The organism is Streptomyces camponoticapitis (genome assembly GCF_014646115.1).
Taxonomy (GTDB): Bacteria; Actinomycetota; Actinomycetes; order Streptomycetales; family Streptomycetaceae; genus Streptomyces; species Streptomyces camponoticapitis.
The window spans coordinates 121576-140944 of record NZ_BMMV01000018.1; the positions used below are offsets into that span (position 1 = coordinate 121576).

The window sequence follows — 19369 nt, forward strand, 5'->3', positions numbered from 1 at the left end:
CTGACCCCGGCGACCCGCTGACCCCCGTCCGCGTGAACGACGAAGCGGCCGCACGGAACGCGCACTCGCGTGCGACGGTTCCGTGCGGCCGCCGTTGGTACGGCAGTTGGATCAGCCGGCCGGGACCGACCGGACCCCGGGCCCAGGGCTACCGGCCGAGCGGGATCCCACCGAGCATCGCGCCGCCCTTGCCGCCCTTGGCGCCGCCGCTCAGACCCTTCGCCACCTTGCCCAGGCTGTTGACGACGGAGCCGTCGTTCTTCGGGTCCAGCGCGTTGGTGTTGACCACCTGGGCGTCCAGCGACTCCTGGTTGGTCACCGTCTCCAGGGCCCCGCCCAGTCCGCCGTTCAGGCTCATCGGGGCGCTCCCGGCGGCGAACGCTGGGGCGCCGGCACCGAGCGCCAGCACGGAACCGGCGACGACCGCGGCGACCTTCATGGGCTTCATGGAATCCTTCTTTCAACGGTTGTTCTCGCTTGCCTGACCTCGTTCTCAATAACGATCTCCGGCCGCGCCGGACACGACGAACGGCCGTACGGGCCCCGCGTGGGCGGGACCGGTACGGCCGCTTTGGCGTTCTCTTCTCCTACGGTGTTACGGAAGGTTCGGCGTCGACGGCACGCCCGGAAGCTCCGGAGCCGGCGCGGGAACCTCGGCCTCGGGCTGCTTCGGCAGCTCGGGCAGACCCGGCAGGTTCGGGGCCGGCAGCTCACCGTTCATGACGAGCGCCGTGCCGAGGTTGACCAGGGAGGTGACGACGGCCTTCGACTGGGTGGCGACGGCGTTCGTGTCCTTGGCGGCCGTCGCCTTGAGGAGCGCGTCCGTGGCCCGCTGCACACCGTTGACGGCCTGCGCCCTCAGTTCGGCGGCGGCCTGCGCCCTGTCGTCTGCGCCCACGGCGTTCACCGGGGCCATGTTGCCCATGTTGCCCATGCTGCCCGTGTCGCCGGCGGGCCTGGCGGGGGCGGCCGGCGCGGCGTTCCTCACGGCGTCCAGTGCCTTCTTGATGGCCTTCTGGTGCTTCTGGACGTCGGCGGCGGAGATCTGGCCGTTGTCCGCGGCGATGACGGCGTCGAGGAGGGCGGTGACCGGCCTGATGGCGCCGGACAGCGAACTCAGCGTGCGGGTCTGCTGCTTGAGAGCCTCGGCGTCGGCGATCGGCGCGCGGGCGGCCTCGGTGCCGACACCGACCGGCGTCTCCTGGACGGTGACGGCGGCGGCGGTACCGGCGGTGCCGAGGACGAGTACGGCGCAGACGGCGGCGGCTGCGGCACGGGATGAGACGTGGGAACGCATGAAAGGTCCTTTCAGGACACGAGGGGGGGTTTCGACTTCACCGTGGGTCGCGGGGCCGCCGCCCGCAACCGATCCGGAGCCCCGCCCCGTGTCCGCCATCCGGCCGCTTCGCCCCCGCTGACCTGGCCGGGGACACCGGGGAAACTCACTCGTCCGGGACGCGTGTCGCCGCCGAAAGGGTGGCCGCACCCGCCCTCGTACGACGAAGAGCCGCCCACCCCGGGACGGGGGAGCGGCTCCTGCCGTGGGTGACGGCTCTCGTGCAGGTGTTCAGATTCAGGCGTTGACGCAGGTGTTGCCGAAGGCGGGGTTGAGCAGACCCACGACATTCACGGTGTTGCCGCAGACGTTCACGGGCACGTGCACGGGGATCTGGACGGCGTTGCCGGAGATGACACCCGGGGAGCCGACAGCCGCGCCCTGGGCGCCGCTGTCGGCGATGGCGGCACCGGAGGCGCCGACGACGGCGGCGGCGGCCGCGGAGGACAGAACAACAGCCTTGGCGATACGCGACATGGGGATGAGCTCCTCGGTCGTAAGGGAAGGGCAGTACGGGCGCAGTTGCCCGACTTACCGATCAACGCGGGGGGTGCTGATCGGTTGCGGTCCGAATGAGTGAAGAAACCGGTCCCGTTCCGGCAACGGACAGTCGGAACCGGTAGGACGGCTGGCACGCCGTGAGACCGGCCGTCCCAGTGGTCAGGCGTTGACGCAGGTGTTGCCGAAGGCCGGGTTGAGCAGGCCCCCGACATTCACGGTGTTGCCGCAGAGGTTGAGCGGGATGTGGACCGGGATCTGGACCAGGTTGCCGGAGAGGACGCCCGGGGAGTTGGCCGCGACTCCCTCGGCGGAGGCGCCGCTGTGGCCGGTGGCGGACGCCATGCCGGCACCGGCGAGGAGAAGGGCGGCGCTCGTCGTTGCCATGACTACGGACTTAGCGACTCGCTTCATCACCATATCCTTTCGATTTGCCAATGGTGCGACAGACTCAACGACCGGCGGCCGTTCCGGAAACGCGGGTGGGCCCGAAGAGTTCGAATGGCGGCGCCTCCTGGTTTGAGCACCGACCGATTCCGGGAAAGCGACTGTGCCTTGATACGGTCCCGCGCGGCTCACGTGATTTTCAGTCCGCGCTCTGTAAGGGTGCACTGGCGTTTCATTCTTCCGGTCGGAGAGTCCCTATGCGCGGTTGCGCGGTTCATGCTGTAAGGCGCGGTCTGCTGTTCGCCGTTACGGCGACGGCGACGGCCGTCGCCGTGACTCCGGCCCCGGTTTCATCGGCGTCCGCCGCGCCGGCCGCGCCGAAGGTCTCGAAGGATTCCGCGGACGCGCCCGCGGAAGAGGCGGCCCGAATTCCGTTCGCCCGGCGTTATCACGCCGTCCAGCACGGCGGGATCGTCCGGGCCGCCAACTCGGCCATCACCTGCCGGACCACGGGCCGGTTCACCCCGGTCACCCCCGCCGCCGCGTCCGCCTGCGAGGGCGCGCGGGACAGCGCCACGGCGGCCAACGAGCGGTACGACATGTTCTACACGGACCTCGACGACGACCCGAACACCTACAACTCGACCCGGAGCGAACTGCGCGTACCGGCCGGCGCCAAGGTCAGTTACGCGCGGCTCTACTGGGGCGGGAATCTCCGCGTCGGTGAGCAGAAGCCGCCTCAGGACAACGGCCGCGTGCTGATCGCCGAGCCCGGCGGCGCGTACAAGGAAGTCCTGTCCGACACGCTGATCGGCCACCGTACGGCGGACGGCGCCGATGCCTACCAGGCGTCTGCGGACATCACGCCGCTCGTGCGGTCCGCCGGTTCGGGCGTGTACACCGTGGCGCAGATCAATGTCGCGATGGGCCGGACGGCCGCCGGCGCGTGGGGCGGCTGGACGATGGTCGTCGCGTACGAGAGGGCCGAGGACCCGCTGCGCCATCTGGCGCTCTGGGACGGCTTCGAGGCGCTCGACGCGGAGCACCCGCGGGTGCGGGTCGGGCTCGGGAAGCTGCCTACGCCGGCCGGCGGGGCGGGCGCCATCGGGGTCGTCTCGTACGACGGGGACTCCGGTAGGGGCGGCGATTCGCTGACCGTTGGGACGGGGCGGGGGAAAGCACGTTCGATCGGCGACAGCGCCAATCCGGCTGATGATGTGATGAATTCAAGCATCGCGGATGGCGGTATCAATCAGATTAAACGACAACCCGCTTACAAGAACACTCTCGGATATGACTCGGATATCTTCGACCTGCGTGAAGCGCTGGTCCCGGGAGGCGACACTATGAACGTCAGTTACCGGACCGGGCGAGACTCCGTCAGGCTCGGCGCTTTTTTCGTCGCGGCGGACGCGCGGCGCTGAGCCGGCTCACTCGCCGCGCTTCAGCGGCGCTCAAGGGCTAACCCGATTGTCCGATCCGCGACACCCCAGAGACCATGAGTGGAGTGAGTTTGCGCGTGCGCCCACCAATGCACAGACCCGGTCCCGGCTTCACGGTGCTCCATCTCGTCCAGCCGGTCGACGGAGGAGTGGGCCGGGTCGTCGCGGATCTCGTACGGGCACAAGTCGGCGACGGAATGCGGGTCGTCGTCGCCTGCCCCGAAAAGGGGCCCCTCGGCCCCGACGCCGCCGCGCTGGGCGCCGAGACCGAGGTCTGGGAAGCGACCCGCGACCCCGGGTTCAAACTGCCCGCCGAGATCCGGCGGGTCGCCGAACTGGTCGGGCGGATCCGGCCCGACGTGGTGCACGCGCACAGCGCGAAGGCCGGCTTCGCCGGGCGCCTGGCCGTCCGGGGACGGATCCCGACCGTGTTCCAGCCGCACGCCTGGTCGTTCGAGGCGGTCAGCGGCACGACGGCCGCCCTCGCCCGGGGCTGGGAGCGCCTGGCAGCCCGCTGGACGGCGCGCGTCGTCTGTGTGAGCGAGGCCGAGCGGGGCCGGGGGGAGCGCGCCGGCGTACGGGCGCCCTGGTCCGTCGTGCACAACGGCGTCGACGCCGACCGCTTCCGCCCGGCGGATACCCCCGGCGGCCTCGCCTCGACGGCAGCCGCCCGCGCCGCGCTTCCCCAGCTCGCCGAACTCCCCCCGGACACGCCCCTCGTCGCGTGCGTGGGCCGGATCTGCCGCCAGAAGGGCCAGGACATCCTGCTACGGGCCTGGCCCCTGGTCCTCGACCGGATGCCGGAGGCGCGCCTGGTGCTCGTCGGCGACGGCCCCGACGCCGAGCGGCTGCGCGAGGACGCCCCGCCGTCGGTGCTCTTCGCCGGCACCGTACGGGACACCGCGCCCTGGTACCGCGCCGCCGATCTCGTCGTACTCCCCTCGCGCTGGGAAGGCATGGCGGTCGCGCCGCTCGAAGCCATGGCCAGCGGGCGCACCGTCCTGCTCAGCGACGTGGATGGGGCGAGCGAGAGCCTGCCGCCCGCCCAGCGGGCGCACTGTCTGACCGCGCCGGAGGACCACACCGCCACCGCGAGGGCGATCACCGTGCTGCTGCGCGACCGGACGCTGCGCGAGAACTTCGGCCGCCAGGGCCACGAATACGTACGCAGCACCTATGACGTACGGCAGACCGCAAGGGCAATCGCAGACGTGTACCGCGACGTGGCCGCCGTGCCGCGCTCCGAGCGCAGGGAGCCGATCCCCCAGTGACCACGGAAAGCACCAGCGTCCCCGCACCCTCCGGGCGCGGACCGACGGGCCACCCGGCAGCGGGTGTCGGAGAGCGGGACAGGGAGCCCGGCGGTAACGGACCCGGCGCGCTCGCCGGACCGGGCGGGGTCGGCCAGGCGACGTTCACCGGCACCGGCCTGCCGCCGCTCGGATTCGTGCCGATCGCGGCCCAGCGCGACGCGACCGACCGCGTCGCTCTGCCGTCCCGGCGCCGTACGGCCGCGCCCCTGCGCTTCGCGCTGCCGCTCATCGCCGCCGACTGGGCGGCCGCCCTGCTCGGCACCGTCGTACTCGACTCCGCACAGCGCCATCTGGCGCTGATCGCGCAGCTCATGGTCTGCGTCGCCGTCCTCAACGCGTACGCCGGCCTCTACCGCCGGTCGGGACCGCGCACCGCACTGGACGAACTCCCCGCGCTGGCCGCGCGTGTCCTCGTCGCCTGGTGCGTGGCCGCCGCGATGCTGGCCGCGCTCTTCCCCGGGCACGCGCTGAGCCTCACCGCCCTGCTGGTGGGCAGTACGACTCAGTTACTCGGCGCCTGCTGCTGCCGGGCGCTCGTCCACGGATACCGGCGGCACACGGCGCGGAACCGGCTCAGCTCCGCGCTGGTCGTGGGCACGGGGCCGGAGGCGGCGCGGCTCGCCGCGCTGCTCGCCCAGCACCCCGTGTACGGCCTGCGGCCCGTCGGCGTCGTCGCCCCCGTACGCGGCGACAGGACCGGCGAGCGGCACGACCAGGAGCACCCGTCCGAGGCCGACACCGACGCGGACCCACCCGTTCCCGCGCTCCCCGTGCTGAGCAGCATCGAGGAGATCCACCGCGCCGTCATCCAGAACGGCGTACGGCACGCGGTGTTCCTCGACGACACCCGGGGCGGTACGACCCCCGGGGCCGAGGCGGACCGGACCGGGCTGGTCGCGCTCTTCCACGAGTACGGCTGCGGCACCTGGTTCGTCGGCGGAAGCGGGACCGGCGGCGGCATGTCGCAGCACCTCTGGGGCTTCACCTGCCGCCGTGTCCCCCCGCCCACCGCGCGCCGGGGCACCTTCGCCAAGCGACTGCTCGACGTCGCCGTCGCCGGCCCCATCCTGCTCGGGATCTCACCGGTGCTGCTGGTCTGCGCGCTCGCCGTACGGTTCCTCGACGGCCCCGGGATCCTGTTCCGTCAGGAACGCATCGGGCAGCACGGGCGCCCCTTCACCCTGCTGAAGTTCCGCACCCTGCGCCCGGCCGACGACCACGAGGCCGCCACCCGCTGGTCCGTCGCCAACGACCGGCGGATGAGCGCCGTGGGCCATCTCCTGCGCCGTACGTCGATGGACGAACTGCCGCAGATCTGGAACGTCCTGCGGGGCGACATGAGCCTCGTCGGCCCCCGCCCCGAACGCCCCTTCTTCGTCGCCAACTTCAGCAAGACCCACCCCGGTTACGCGGCACGCCACCGGATGCCCGTCGGTATCACCGGTCTCGCGCAGGTCCACGGGCTGCGCGGGGACACCTCCATCGAGGACCGCTCCCGATTCGACAACCACTACATCGACCACTGGTCGTTGTGGCAGGACGTGTGCATCATCATCCGAACCGCCCTCTCCCTCGTACGCCCGGCGGGGAGCTGACGTGGCCGACGCCCGAGGCACGCTGCTCCTGGCCCCCCGTACCGAATCCGATCCCCTTCCCCGCCCCGCCTCCGCCGAACGGGACTGGCGCGAGGCGCTGCGCCGGGCGGCCCCGGTGCTGCCCGTCCTGGCGGTGGTCGCGCTCCTCGCCGTTCCGGTCGCCGGTCCCGCCGGGGATGGCTCGGCCGGCTCCGGGACGGTGGCCGACGCCGCGTCCGCGCTGCTGGTCGTCTTCTGTCTCGTACGGGTGCTGCGCGACCGCTCCCGGCCGCTGACCCGAACGGCCGCGCTGGTCCTCGGACTTCCCGTGTTCGGCGTGTGCGTCGCCGCGATCACGTCGTACGACCCCGCGTCGAGCCTGCCCGGTGTGGCGCGCTACCTCCAGATCTTCGTGCTCGTGCCCGGCGCGCTGCTGCTGCTGATCAGACACCGCCGGGACTTCCGGCTCGTCGCCTGGTCGATGGTGGTCCTCGCGCTGGTGCAGGGGCTCGTCGGCGTTGTCCAGTACCTGACCGGCACCGGCGCCTCGTACATGGGCGAGGACGTCCGCGCGGTCGGCACGTTCGGACCCACCGACGTCATGGGCATGGCCACCGTCGTGTCGTACGGCCTGGTCGCCGCCGTCGGACTGGCCCTGGGCGCGGGGTCTGAGCCCGGCCCGGGCGGTGGGCGCGAGGTGCCGCGCCGGCAGCGGGCCGCCGCGCTCGTCTGCGCCGCACTGCTCTTCCTGCCGCTCGTGCTCTCCTTCAGCCGGGGCGCGTGGATCGCGACGGTCGTGGCCGTCACGCTGCAACTCGCGCTCGCCGGACTGCGCCGCGCGGCCCGGGTCGCGCTCGTGGGGGCGGCGCTCGGCGTCGTACTCGTCGGCGGACTCGGCATCGGCTCGCAGATGGTCTCGGAACGGCTCGGCAGCATCACCGAGGTCACCGAGGCGCCCGACAGATCGGTCACCGACCGGTACACGATGTGGGCCGCGGCGGCCGGGATGTGGCGCACCGACCCGGTGACCGGCGTGGGGCTGAAGGGCTTCCCCGCCTACCGCGACAGCCACTCCTCGGTCGCGCTCTCGTCGGGCAGCGACACCGCCGGCGCGGGCAAGGCGTTCCAGCGCCAGCCGCTGCTCTCGCCGCACAACATGTATCTGCTGGTCCTCAGCGAGCAGGGGATCGTCGGTCTGCTGGCGCTGGCCGGGAGCTGGGTGGCACTGCTCGTGCTGGCGCTGCGGCGACTGCCCGGCGCGCGGCGCGGGCATACGGGCGTCGACTGCGCGCTGGTCGCCGCCGGGCTGCTGATCTGGCAGCTGGTGGACTTCGGTTACGCGGACATCGGCGGGCCCTCGACGGTGCTGACCGCCGTCGTGCTCGGCCTGGCCGCGTGGTGGGCGCTCGACCGCCGGGCGGACCGCCGGGAGGGCGGCGGCGCGGACCTGGGCACGGACCGGGGCACAGGTCGGCGTACCGCCACGGAAGTTGGCGTGGCGTGAGCGATCTGACCGACGCGACGCAGTCGCCGACGGAACCCGCCGTGCCCGCCGAATCCGCTCAGAACGCTCAGAACGCTCAGAACAGTCAGGCCGCCCGGACCCTTCAGAAAACTCAGACCGCCCAGCAGCCCGCCGTTCCCAGCCGCAGGCCACCGCCCCCCTCGACCCCGCCGGCCGACAAAGCCGACGCGGGCGCGGCCGATCCGGGCAGCCGCACCGGCCACCTCTCCGGCCGTTTCCTCGCCCGCGCCGCCCTGGTGACCGCCGTCCTCACCGCCGCCGGGGCGCTGCTCGGTCTCGTACGCGACCAGACCATCGCCCACCTCTACGGGGCGGGCCCCGACACCGACGCCTTCCTCGTCGCCTGGACCGTCCCCGAAGTCGCGTCGACGCTGCTCATCGAGGACGCGATGGCGCTCATCCTGGTGCCCGCGTTCAGCCTCGCGCTCGCGCGCAGGGCCGCGCGCCGGCCACTCCTGCCCAACTCGCCACCAGGCCCTGAGTCCGACCGCGACCCCGTGCACGCCCTGCTGCGTACGACCCTGCCGAGTCTGCTGCTCGTGCTCAGCGCCGGCGCCGTCCTGCTGATGCTGGCGGCGCCCTGGGTGGTCGCCGCCCTGGCCCCCGGCCTCCCGGACACCCGACTGGCCGTCGACTGCACCCGGTTGACGGCCACCTGCGCGTTCAGTTTCGGCATCGCCGGATACTTCAGCGCAGCGCTGCGGGCGCACGGCAGCTTCGTACCGCCCGCGATGATCTACGTCGCGTACAACGTCGGCATCATCGCCACGATGCTGATCCTCAGCGACCGGCTCGGGGTGCGTGCGGCGGCCGTCGGGGTCGCCCTCGGCGGGGTCCTGATGGTCCTCGTCCAGGCGCCGGTCGTCTGGCGCAGACTGCGCGAGCGCCGCGCGGTGGAGCCGGTCCACGAGCCGTCCGACGACCAGCCCGGCACCGGCCGGCCGCTCGTCGTCCTCGGACTGCTCGCCCCCGTCATCGTCTTCGCGCTCAGCCGCCAGTCCCAGGTCCTCATCGAACGCTTCCTCGCCGCGCCCCTGCCCGCCGGCGCCATCTCGCATCTCAACTACGCGCAGAAGGTCGCGCAGATGCCGATGGTGCTGTCCCTGATGCTCTGCACGGTCACCTTCCCCGTCGTCGCCCGCGCCATGGCGGCCGGGGATACCGACCGGGCCAGGCGGCGCGTCGAACGCGACCTCGCCCTCGCCGGTGTCATCGTGCTCGTGGGCGCCGCGACCGTCGTCGCGTGCGCACCGCAGATCATCGAAATCCTCTTCCAGCGCGGTGCTTTCGACCGGGCGGACACGGCGGCCACCGCCGCCGTGATGCGTGTGTACGCACTGGGGCTGCTCGGCCACACCCTCGTCGGGGCCCTCGTCCGCTGCTACTTCTCCGCCGCGCGTCCCCTGTGGTTCCCGGCGCTCGCCATGCTCGTCGGTCTCGCCCTCACCACCGCGGGCGGCGCACTGCTCGTCGGCACCTGGGGTGTCCTCGGGATCGCGGCGGGCAACGCGCTGGGCATCACGGTCACCGCCGCTCTGCTGCTGGGCGGTGTCGCCCGGCACAGCGTCCCCGTGCGGGTCCGCCACATGACGGGCGGGCTCGTCAAACTCAGCGCCGCCGCCGCTGCCGCCACCGGCGCCGGATGGCTCTGCGGCGCCCTCATCCCCGCACCCGTGCCGGCGGCGGCCGTCGCCTGTCTGGTCGTCGCCACGGTGTTCCTCGTCATCGCACGGGCCCTCCAGGTACCCGAGATCGACTCCCTCGTCCGCTCCGCCACACGAAAGCTCATCGATGTCCGCTGACACGGTCTCCGCAGGCCCCCTGTGGGCAGCCATGTACCACTCGATCACCGACTCGACCGAGGACCCCTACCAGGTGACGGTCTCGCCCGACCGGCTCGACCGGCAGCTGCGCTGGATGCGCCGCCGCGGGCTCACCGGCGTGAGCATGGAGCGCCTGCTGGTCGCCCGCGCACGGGGCCGTGACGCCGGACTCGTCGGGCTGACGTTCGACGACGGTTACGCCGACTTCCTGACGAACGCCGTGCCGCTGCTGCACCGGTACGAGTTCACCGCCACCGTCTACGTGCTCCCCGGCCGGCTCGGCGGCACCAACGAATGGGACAGCCTCGGCCCGCGCAAGCCGCTCCTGACGGCGGACGGCATCCGCGAGGCGGCGGCGGCCGGTATGGAGGTCGGCTCGCACGGGCTGCGTCACACCGATCTCACCGAGGCGGACGACGCGCTGCTGACCGAGGAGACGCGCGGCAGCCGCGAGGCGCTGTGCGAGATCACGGGCGGGGAGGTGACCGGGTTCTGCTATCCGTACGGCACGGTCGACGAGCGCGCCACGACCGCCGTACGGGACGCCGGTTACCGGTACGCGGTCGGCATCAGCCCCGGCCCGCTCACCGGCCTGTTCGCGCTGCCGCGTGTGCACATCGGCCAGGAGGACACATCCTTCCGGCTCTTCCTGAAGCGCGCGCTGCACGGCCGGCGCCGCGAGCCGGTCCCGTACGTCCCGTACGGCCCCGCCTCCCTGCCCGCCGAGCCCGCGACCACGGGCGAGGGCGGCGGCGCATGAAGGTGCTGCACGTCATCACCGGCCTCGGCATCGGCGGCGCCGAGCAGCAACTACGCCTGTTGCTGCGCCAGTTGCCCACCGACAGCGCCGTCGTCACGCTCACCAACCCGGGCGCCGTCGCACGGGGGATCACCGCCGACGGCTGCCCGGTCACGAACCTCGACATAAGAGGCAACCGTGACCTCGGCGCGCTGCCCCGGCTGACCCGGCTGATCAAGGACGGCCGGTACGACCTGGTCCACACGCACCTCTACCGCGCCTGTGTGTACGGCCGCCTCGCCGCACGCCTCGCGGGCGTACGGACCGTCGTCGCCACCGAGCACTCGCTCGGTGCCACCCAGATCGAGGGCCGTCCGCTGACCACCGGCGCCCGCGCGCTCTACCTCGGCAGCGAGCGCCTCGGCTCGGCGACCGTCGCCGTCTCGACGACCGTCGCGCACCGGCTGCGCCGCTGGGGCGTACGCCGGGACCGTATCCATGTCGTGCCCAACGGCATCGACGTGCCGCGCTTCGGCTACGACGAGACGGCCCGGCACAAGACGCGGGCCGAACTCGGCCTGCCCGCAGACGCGTTCGTCGTCGGCGGCGTCGGCAGACTCAGCCCCGGCAAGCGCTTCGACACCCTGATCAGAGCCGTCGCCGCACTGCCCGGCGCCCGCCTCCTGCTGGTCGGCGAGGGCCCCGAGCGCGACCGACTGCGCGCCCTGGCAGCCGAGTTGGGGGCCGACGACCGCGTCCTGACGCCCGGCGCCTGCGAGGACCCGCCGCCGAACCCCGCCGCCGACACCGGACCTGACCTCCCGTCACTTTTCGCCGCCATGGACGTCTTCGTCTCCACCTCCGAGGACGAGGCGTTCGGGCTCGCGATGGTCGAGGGCCTGGCCGCCGGGCTGCCCGTCCTGCACGTCACCTGCCCCGCCCTGACCGACCTGCCCGCCGAAGCGGCACCGGGCGCGCGCCAGATCAGCGGGACGGTCTCCGGCCTCGTCGCCGAACTGACCACATTCCAGGAGCGGTTCACCTCCGGAGAAGGCCCCCGCCGACTGCCGGTACCGCCCGCCGCGCGCCACTACGACATCTCCCGCAGCGCCGAACAGCTGATGTCCGTCTACGACCACGCCCTGCGCCGGAACGGCGGCTCGTACGCGCGCCCCGTCCGCCGCCCAGCCACCCCCGAGGAGTGAGTTCCCGATGACCGAGAAAGAGAGCGGCCGGCGCCGCGAGGGCTCATGGCCCGGCCGCGTCCTGGCGAGGATCAGGGCCCTGTCCGTCTGGTGGATCGTGCCGGTGGGCGTCCTGATCGGGGCGCTCGCGGGCGGCGCGTACGGAACGCTCCGTACCCCGCAGTACTCCGCCACCAGCTACGTACTCGTCGTACCGACCGACAAGACCGACCCCGCCGCCGCGCTCGGCTTCGCGCAGGCGTACGGGCGGGTCGCCTCGCAGGTCGCCGCCGTCGGCGACGCCCAGGTGTGGGCCGGGGTCTCCGCGAAGGTCCTCAGGGAGAACGTCACCACGGTCACCTCGCCCGACGCCCCGATGATCTCGGTGACCGCCACCTCCAGCGGCCGGCAGGCGGCCGTCAGCATGGCCGACGGTGTCGCACGCTCACTGGTGCTCAACGGCACGCAGATGCAGGGCAGTACGAACGTCCGGGTGGTCCAGTTCTCCCGCGCGGTCAAGCCCACCAGCCCCGTGTCGCCGTCGGCGCCGCTGGCCGCGCTCGTCGGCGCCGCCGCGGGCGGACTCCTCGCCGGACTCGTCGTTCTGGTCCGCCCGAAGCGCCGGCGCGACGAGGTGCACGCGCCTGTTCCCGCTCCTTCGGCGGCCCCCGTGCCACAGACGGAGAGCGTGTGATGGCCGCGGAATCGACCACCAGACGCACCCTGCGGGCGGGCGCGGCCCCGGGCAAGACCGTCGGCAGAGGCACCTTCACCGCACTGACCTCCGAGATCTGCCGGGACCCCGACCGGTTCGGCTCCCTCGCGGCCGAGTGGAACGCGCTCCACCGCCGCTCCGGCTCCGCCACCCCCTTCCAGAGCCACGCGTGGCTGCACTCCTGGTGGCTGTCGTACGGCACCGCCGGCCGGCTCCGCGTCGTCCTCCTGCGCCGTGACGGCACCCTCGTCGGCGCGGCGCCGCTGATGCTGGTCCACCGGCCGTTCCCCGTCCTCGTCCATCTCGGCGGCTCCATCTCCGACTTCTCCGACGTCCTGATCGACGACGACTGCGCCGACAGCGCGGCCCCGGCGCTCGCCAAGGCCCTCGCCAACGCCGCGCGCACCGCCGTGATCGACCTCAGGGAGGTACGGCCCGGCGCCGCCGTCGAACGGGTCTACGAGTGCTGGGACGGTCCGCGCGACACGCTGCCCGACTCGCCCTGCCTCGAACTGCCCGCCGTCCCCATCGACGAACTGCTCGGCCGTCTCTCGTCCTCCCGCGCCCAGCGCGTCAGGGCCAAGATCCGCAAGATCGAGTCGGCCGGCATCGAGGAACGCGTGGTGCCCGGCGACGAGATCCCGACCGCCGTCGAACGGCTTCTCCATCTCCACCGGCTCCAGTGGCAGGGACGCGGTGTCACCCAGGAACACCTCAGCGCACGCTTCGCACAGCACCTGACCCGCTCGGTGCGGGCCATGGTGGAGTGCGGCGACGCGATGGTCACCGAGTTCCTGCTCGGGGGAGAGGTGGTCGCGGCGGACCTCACCCTGATGTCACCACGGCTCGCGGGCGGTTATCTGTACGGCGCCGACCCGATGCTGCGCGACCGGAAGGTCGACGTCGCCACGATGCTGCTGCGCGAGAGCGCCCGGCGGACCAGCGCCGACGGGCGCTCGACGCTGAGCATGCTGCGCGGCAACGAGCCGTACAAGCACCACTGGCGCCCGGAGACCGTCTGCAACCAGCGGCTGCTGATGGCGCGGGCGATGATGGCGCCCTCGCTGCGGCTGGTCGCCGCCCACGCCGCCGCGCGCGGCCGGGCCGCCGTCCTGGTCAACGAGCGGCTGCCGGCGATGAAGGCGGGCCTGGCGAAGCGCACACGCCGGGGCGGCGGCAAGGAATGACCCTGCCGCCGCCGGGACGGTGACCGGTCAGGTCAGGTCAGCCAGCGCTCCCACCCGCCGAAGCGGAGGCAGATCCTCTTGCCGAGGAGTGTCTCGATCCATGAACTGAGCGTCAGCGGCTTGCAGCTCGACGGCGTCTCGGGCCTCGCCGGGGTGCTGGGGTCCGGCCGGGGCTCGACAGGCGTGGCGGGCGGGACGCCGGGCTCCGATCCGGCGTTCTGCCCGTACAGCATCGAGCGGAACACGTTCGCGGAGCGCGGATTCTCATGGCACTGATATACGCCGTGCGGGCAGTAATCAGTGAGCGTGTGATAGAGCGGCCGTTGGTCTTTGATCCACTTGAGCATGCCCCGCATGTATTCGGGGTTGTCGCCGTTTCGGAAGAGGCCCCACTCCGGATAGGAGATAACCTTTCCATGCTGAGCGGCGAAGTCCACATGGTGACGGAGCCCGAGCGGCTCATTCACCTGCTCCTCGAACGTCCGCCCCGGCGGCTGGTCATAGGAGTCCATCCCCACGATGTCCACGACGTCGTCGCCCGGATAGCACTCGGTCCAGGGAATGGCGTCCCTTCCGCGGTTCGGAGCGAAATCGAAACGGAATTCCTGGCCGGGCACGGCGCGCATGGCACCGACGATCCGCTTCCAGTACGCCTTCCACGCCTGCGGGTCGGGGGCGCAGCGATGGGTGTACGTGGTGCCGTTCATCTCCCAGCCGAGCACGACGACCGTGTCCGGCACACCGAGGGAGACGAGCCGCTCGGCCAGGATCTGGAAGTGCCGGTCGTAGTCCCCCCTCGCTCCACGGCGCAGTTCCTTGCGGACGGCCATGTCGCGGACCCGGCCCTCGGTGCGTTCGAGCATCGGGACGTTGAGTACGAACATGCGGTCGTCGCGGGCCTTCTTCCAGTCGGCCCAGTCCTTCAGGTAGCTCGGGCTGCCCTCGATGTTTGACCAGACGTCGCCGGGGAGGTACGAGTGCCCGACCCGCAGTTCCGTACCGCCGAGCCACCTCTGCATTCCGGCGATACGGCGGACGCCCTCGGGACCGAAATCGAGGTACGCGCCCATCGCCGGTGATTTCACCACCGGTGGTTCCTTACTTCCGGGGGCGTCGGGGCCGGCGGCATGACTCGCCATCGGCAGCGCGGAACCTGAAGCAAGGAGGCCGGCCGTGATGACACCCGCCAAGGTGCTGATCAGCCGTCGACGTCGATAGGCCATGTGTGCTCCTCATGAGGGGACGCATTCCGTGTCGCGCTGCTCCGAAAGTATTTCTAATAAGCCGATCGGGAATCCGGTCCGCCCTTTGACTAGACCGTTCGTGGATTTCACCCCTCGCATGGGCCATCGAAATGAAGGACACCACCGTGGCGAGCTTTGACATCAGCGTCCCCGCCGTCCTCGTGCGGCTCGACCGGAATCCGTTCCACCACGGGACCCTTGGCGCCGTCAGATCCCTCGGCCGGGCGGGTATCACGGTCCACGCGGTGATCGAGTCGCCGCGCAGCCCCGTCGCCAGCTCCCGGTATCTGCACAGCGGCCATCCGCGTCCTGACCGCGTCTCAGGCCATGCGCCGGGGTGCGGTACGGGGCCGCGGGCAACGGCGGCCGACGAGGGGGAGGAGCTGCACGGGCTGCTGCTGCGGATCTCCGAGCAGCTCGGCACCCCCGCCGTTCTCGTCCCCCTCGACGATCTGAGCGCCATCTCGGTCGCCCGGCTGAGACCCCGGCTGGCCGGCCGCTATCTCCTGCCTGAACAGCCGTCAGGCCTGCCGGAGCGGGTCGCCGACAAGGCGGAGCTGGCCGCGATCTGCTCCACCCTCGGGCTGCCGCACCCCCGCACGGCGGTCCCCGGCAGCCGCGGGGAGGCCGCACGGGCGGCCTGGACACTGGGGCTGCCGGTGGTCGCCAAGTGGAGCCGTCCGTGGCTGCTGCCCCAGGGCTCCGGGCTGCGCAGCACCGTCGTGGTGCGCTCGCCGCGCGAGGCGAGGGAGCTGTTCGGGCGCAGCGCGGAGGCGGGGAGCCGGCTGCTGCTCCAGGAGATGCTGCCGCGCGGGCGCGATCTGGACTGGTTCTTCCACGGCTACAGCGGCGGCGACGGCACGCTCCTGATCGGCGCGACCGGACGCAAGGAGAGATCGTGGCCGGTGGCCGCCGGGCTGACCGCGGTCGGCCGGTGGCTGCCCAACCCCACCGTGGAGCGGCTGGCGGGCGAGGTGATCGCGGCGCTCGGCTACCGGGGGATCGTCGACCTCGACTTCCGGCTCGACGCCGCCACCGGCGCGTACCACCTGCTCGACTTCAACCCCAGGCCCGGCGCCCAGTTCCGGCTCTTCACCGACCCGGCCGGCACGGACGTCGTACGGGCGCTGCATCTGGACCTCACCGGGCGCCCCGTCCCCCCACTGGTCCCGGCGCACGGCCGGACCTTCGTGGTCGAGCATTACGCGCTGCTGTCCGCGCTGTCCTCGGCCGGGCGCCGGAAGCCGGCGCGGGCGCACATGAGGGCCCGGCGGATCCGGCCGCTGAGCACGGAGGCCGCGTGGTTCGCGCGGGACGACCCGCGGCCCGCGTACGCCATGACCGCGGCCTGGCTCCTGCACGCCGCGCGCGGGAGCGCGCGCCGGCTCCGGCTCCGGCCCGGTCCCCGGCCGGGGACCGGGCTGCCTGCGCCCGAGCGGGTGCCGCGTTCGCTCCTGTCCGGCGTACGCCAGCGCCGGCGCGCCCCGGACGCCGCACCCGACAGCACCACCCCACCCGTCCCGCGCTGACCGGCACCGAGCGCCGGTCACCGACCGGCGGGCCCCGAGAGTAGAGAGAGCGGCGAACTTCTATGCAGGACCTGGTAGTTGTGGGTGCCGGACCCTACGGACTGTCCATCGCCTCGCACGCGGCGGCGGCCGGTCTCCAGCCCCGGGTGTTCGGCAGGCCGATGGAGGCCTGGCGGGACGGGATGCCGCCCGGCATGTTCCTGAAGTCGGAGCCGTGGGCGTCGAACCTGTCCGACCCCAAGGGCGAGTACGGGCTGGCCGCCTACGCGGCGACCCAGGGGGTGCAGGCCCAGCACGGGGTCCCGCTGCCGGTCGGGTTCTTCGCCGCGTACGGCCTCTGGTTCGCCGCCCGGGCCGCGCCGCCGGTGGAGGAACGGACCGTCACCGCCGTACGTCCCCGCGCCGGGGGCGGCTTCGAGGTCACCGTCGGCGACGACCCCGCGTCCGGCGGGGACGGCGAGACGGTTCTCGCCCGCACGGTGGTGCTGGCCGTCGGAGTCCGGCCGTACGCCGACATCCCCGCCCCGCTGCGCGCGCTGCCGCCCGAGCGGGTGTCGCACAGCGTCGACCACGCGGACCTCAGGCGCTTCAAGGGCATGGACGTGACGGTCGTCGGCGCGGGCCAGGCCGCGCTGGAGACCGCGACGCTCCTCGCCGAACAGGGCACGACCGTACGGGTGGTCGCGCGGTCCCGGCGGCTGAACTGGAACACCCTCCCGCCGCCCCTCGAACGCCCCCTCGGAGAGGCCGCCCGCACTCCGCACACGGGCCTGGGCTGCGGCTGGAACAACTGGCTCTACGCCCGGACCCCCGGCCTCTTCCACCGCCTGCCCGCCTCGACCCGGGCCCGGGTCTTCACCTCGGCGCTCGGCCCGGCCGGCGCCTGGTGGCTGCGGGAGCGGTTCGAGCGGACCGTGGACGTCCGGCTGGGCGAGAGCGTCGCCGCCGCCGCTCCCGCCAGGGGTCGGCTCCGGCTCGACCTGGTCTCGGGCCGCGGGTCCGAGGCGGTCACCACCGACCATGTCATCGCCGCCACCGGCTTCACTCCCGGCCTGGACAGGACGGGAGTGCTCGACGAGCGGCTGCGCCGGAGCCTGCGCACCGTGGGCGCGAGCGGTGCCCCCGAGACGGACGCCGTCTTCGAGACGTCGCACCCCGGTCTGTTCGTGGCCGGTCTGCTCAGCGCCCCGTCGTTCGGCCCGTCGATGCGTTTCGTCTTCGGCGCGACGTACACGGCGGGACGGGTGGTACGCGGGGTGCGACGGCGCCTGGGGACGGGCCCCCGGCACGTCCACCCGGGAGAACCCCGCGAGACGCTCCCGGCCGGTGCGGCGCAGACGAACTGGATGGAGAGGTTCTGAACCGGGCCGCCGCCGGTCTCCCCGGCCGCCGGACATACCGCGTGGGCGGCGTGTCCGGCGGCCGGGGGCCTACGGGCCGGAGGGTCGGAAGGGACTCAGCGGCGGGCGGCCGCCCTGCTGCGGCGGTAGAGGATGCCGCCGCTGATCAGCAGGCCGGCGCTCACGGCGGCGGAGGCCAGCAGGTTCGCGTCCGTGCCGGTCTCGGCCAACTGGTCGACGAAGTTTCCCTCTTCTACGGCCCGCGGCTGCTCCGGGATGATCGGCGTGTGGTTCTCCGGCACGGCCGGGGGCTCCACGGGCGGCCTCGGCGGGTTGCGGGGGTCGGTCGGCTCGCCCGGGGTGTGCGGGGGCTCGACCTCCGCGCCGTTCACGCAGGCGTTGCCGAAGGCGGGGTTCAGCACACCGACCACGTCGATGCTGTTGCCGCAGATGTTCAGCGGGATGTCGAGCGGGGCCTGGACGAGGTTGCCCGACAGCAGCCCCGGTGAGTTGGCCGCGACGCCGGAGGCCGACGAGCCGGCGTGGTCCGGACCGTCCCAGTGGTGGGCGGGGGTGGCGCCTGACTCGTCGGGGCGGTACTCGTGCTTGGCCGGTGCGGAACCGCCACCGTTCTCCCACGGCTTGCCGGCGTGCGTCGAGCCGGCGTCGCCGCCGTGCGTGTCCCGGGTGGGGGCCGTGTGGGGCGCGGGCTCGGAGTGCGGGGCCTGGGGCCGCGCGTCGTGGGCCGGCCGGGGCTTGGACGACGCGTGCGCACCGGAGGAGTTGGCGCAGCTGTTGCCGAAGGAGGGGTTGCCGACGCCCACGGGGTTCACCGTGTTGCCGCAGACGTTGACCGGGACCTCGACGGGGGCCTGGACGCTGTTGCCCGACAGCAGCCCCGGGGACCCGGCCGCGGCCGCCTCGCCGTTGGTGGCCTGGGCGTATCCACCGCTCAGGGACAGCACGCTCGACGCCGCCGCGGCGGTGAGCAGTCCTTTGCCGATGAGTTCTCGCATCTGGTTCTCCTGTGTCGCCGGTGTTGTCGCCGGTGCGTCGGTGTTTCTGTGTCGACCGAGGCCGGCCCCGACGCGCGTATCGCCGTACGCGGTCGGGACCGGCCCCGGGTTGCACCCCCGAGGGGCGCCTGTGCGCGGTGATGCGCACACTTCATGCGTGTCAGGCGTTGGCGCAGGCGTTGCCGAAGGTGGGGTTCAGCAGAGCGAGCACGTTGACGCTGTTGCCGCACACGTTGGCGGGAATGTGTACGGGGATCTGGACGACGTTTCCGGACAGGAGGCCCGGTGAGTTCACCGCGGCACCCTGCGCGCCCGCGTCGGCGACGGCCGGCGTGGCGGCACCGACGGCCAGGAGAACGCCCGCGACGAGGGTGGCAGCCTTTTTGGCATTCATGGTTGAGCCCTTTCCGCAACGGTTCGCGCGCACGGCTCTCGTGCTACGCGAGCACGGCTGTGACAGCCCGCACCGCCGCTGCTGGAACTCCAACGAGTACGCGCCTGTCAGGAAACTGCCCTG

General features: G+C 72.6%; 18 protein-coding genes. 11 read left to right on the forward strand and 7 right to left on the reverse strand.

Features of this window, described 5'->3' with window-relative positions; translation table 11 throughout:
* Positions 1 to 148 precede the first annotated feature (148 nt).
* From IEY79_RS25130 to IEY79_RS25145, 4 genes are all read right to left on the reverse strand, one after another.
* A complete protein-coding gene (locus IEY79_RS25130) occupies positions 149 to 448 on the reverse strand; it encodes a hypothetical protein (protein WP_189109860.1) in 300 nt (99 codons plus the stop codon).
* A gap of 147 nt (positions 449 to 595) precedes the next feature.
* On the reverse strand, positions 596 to 1297 hold the full coding sequence (locus IEY79_RS25135) for a hypothetical protein (RefSeq protein WP_189109861.1): 702 nt from the start codon (positions 1295 to 1297) through the stop codon (positions 596 to 598).
* Between the two features lie 276 nt (positions 1298 to 1573).
* Positions 1574 to 1813 (reverse strand): chaplin, encoded by a 240-nt coding sequence (locus IEY79_RS25140; RefSeq protein WP_189109862.1) that lies wholly within the window; start codon positions 1811 to 1813, stop codon positions 1574 to 1576.
* A 183-nt stretch (positions 1814 to 1996) separates the two neighbouring features.
* Entirely contained in the window at positions 1997 to 2248 is a 252-nt protein-coding gene (locus IEY79_RS25145) for a chaplin (RefSeq protein WP_189109863.1), read from the reverse strand.
* A 230-nt stretch (positions 2249 to 2478) separates the two neighbouring features.
* Between IEY79_RS25145 and IEY79_RS25150 the strand changes: the two genes are divergently transcribed.
* From IEY79_RS25150 to IEY79_RS25190, 9 genes are all read left to right on the forward strand, one after another.
* Positions 2479 to 3645 (forward strand): DUF3344 domain-containing protein, encoded by a 1167-nt coding sequence (locus IEY79_RS25150; RefSeq protein ID WP_189109864.1) that lies wholly within the window; start codon positions 2479 to 2481, stop codon positions 3643 to 3645.
* A gap of 74 nt (positions 3646 to 3719) precedes the next feature.
* On the forward strand, positions 3720 to 4934 hold the full coding sequence (locus IEY79_RS25155; protein WP_229701106.1) for a glycosyltransferase: 1215 nt from the start codon (positions 3720 to 3722) through the stop codon (positions 4932 to 4934).
* Positions 4931 to 6571 (forward strand): sugar transferase, encoded by a 1641-nt coding sequence (locus IEY79_RS25160; RefSeq protein ID WP_229701107.1) that lies wholly within the window; start codon positions 4931 to 4933, stop codon positions 6569 to 6571. The genes IEY79_RS25155 and IEY79_RS25160 overlap by 4 nt, the downstream gene beginning before the upstream one ends.
* A 97-nt stretch (positions 6572 to 6668) precedes the next feature.
* Positions 6669 to 8054 (forward strand): O-antigen ligase family protein, encoded by a 1386-nt coding sequence (locus IEY79_RS25165; protein ID WP_229701114.1) that lies wholly within the window; start codon positions 6669 to 6671, stop codon positions 8052 to 8054.
* Positions 8051 to 9877 (forward strand): murein biosynthesis integral membrane protein MurJ, encoded by a 1827-nt coding sequence (gene murJ, locus IEY79_RS25170; RefSeq protein WP_229701108.1) that lies wholly within the window; start codon positions 8051 to 8053, stop codon positions 9875 to 9877. The genes IEY79_RS25165 and murJ overlap by 4 nt, the downstream gene beginning before the upstream one ends.
* Entirely contained in the window at positions 9867 to 10658 is a 792-nt protein-coding gene (locus IEY79_RS25175) for a polysaccharide deacetylase family protein (protein ID WP_229701109.1), read from the forward strand. Before murJ ends, IEY79_RS25175 begins: the two co-directional genes overlap by 11 nt.
* Positions 10655 to 11842, forward strand: coding sequence for a glycosyltransferase (locus IEY79_RS25180; protein WP_189109865.1), 1188 nt, complete (start codon positions 10655 to 10657; stop codon positions 11840 to 11842). The genes IEY79_RS25175 and IEY79_RS25180 overlap by 4 nt, the downstream gene beginning before the upstream one ends.
* A gap of 7 nt (positions 11843 to 11849) precedes the next feature.
* Positions 11850 to 12515, forward strand: a complete 666-nt coding sequence (locus IEY79_RS25185) for a YveK family protein (RefSeq protein WP_189109866.1) — start codon at positions 11850 to 11852, stop codon at positions 12513 to 12515.
* Positions 12515 to 13723 carry a GNAT family N-acetyltransferase gene (locus IEY79_RS25190; protein ID WP_189109867.1) on the forward strand — a complete coding sequence of 403 codons (1209 nt, stop codon included), beginning with the start codon at positions 12515 to 12517 and terminating at the stop codon, positions 13721 to 13723. The genes IEY79_RS25185 and IEY79_RS25190 overlap by 1 nt, the downstream gene beginning before the upstream one ends.
* A 32-nt stretch (positions 13724 to 13755) precedes the next feature.
* On the opposite strand, the gene IEY79_RS25195 is transcribed toward IEY79_RS25190, so the two are convergent.
* On the reverse strand, positions 13756 to 14946 hold the full coding sequence (locus tag IEY79_RS25195) for a glycoside hydrolase family 26 protein (protein ID WP_189109868.1): 1191 nt from the start codon (positions 14944 to 14946) through the stop codon (positions 13756 to 13758).
* Between the two features lie 146 nt (positions 14947 to 15092).
* Here IEY79_RS25195 and IEY79_RS25200 point away from each other — a divergent pair, with 146 nt between their 5' ends.
* Positions 15093 to 16496: a carboxylate--amine ligase gene (locus IEY79_RS25200; protein WP_189109869.1), complete on the forward strand. Its 1404-nt coding sequence runs from the start codon at positions 15093 to 15095 to the stop codon at positions 16494 to 16496.
* Between the two features lie 62 nt (positions 16497 to 16558).
* Complete coding sequence (locus IEY79_RS25205; protein WP_189109870.1) at positions 16559 to 17857, forward strand: FAD-dependent oxidoreductase; 1299 nt, start codon at positions 16559 to 16561, stop codon at positions 17855 to 17857.
* A 95-nt stretch (positions 17858 to 17952) separates the two neighbouring features.
* Here IEY79_RS25205 and IEY79_RS38215 read toward each other — a convergent pair whose 3' ends face one another.
* Together IEY79_RS38215 and IEY79_RS25215 are read right to left on the reverse strand one after the other, a co-directional pair.
* On the reverse strand, positions 17953 to 18852 hold the full coding sequence (locus IEY79_RS38215) for a chaplin (RefSeq protein WP_189109871.1): 900 nt from the start codon (positions 18850 to 18852) through the stop codon (positions 17953 to 17955).
* A 160-nt stretch (positions 18853 to 19012) separates the two neighbouring features.
* The gene (locus IEY79_RS25215) at positions 19013 to 19246 is read right to left on the reverse strand and encodes a chaplin (protein WP_189109872.1); all 234 of its coding nucleotides are present in this window, start codon (positions 19244 to 19246) and stop codon (positions 19013 to 19015) included.
* Positions 19247 to 19369 lie beyond the last annotated feature (123 nt).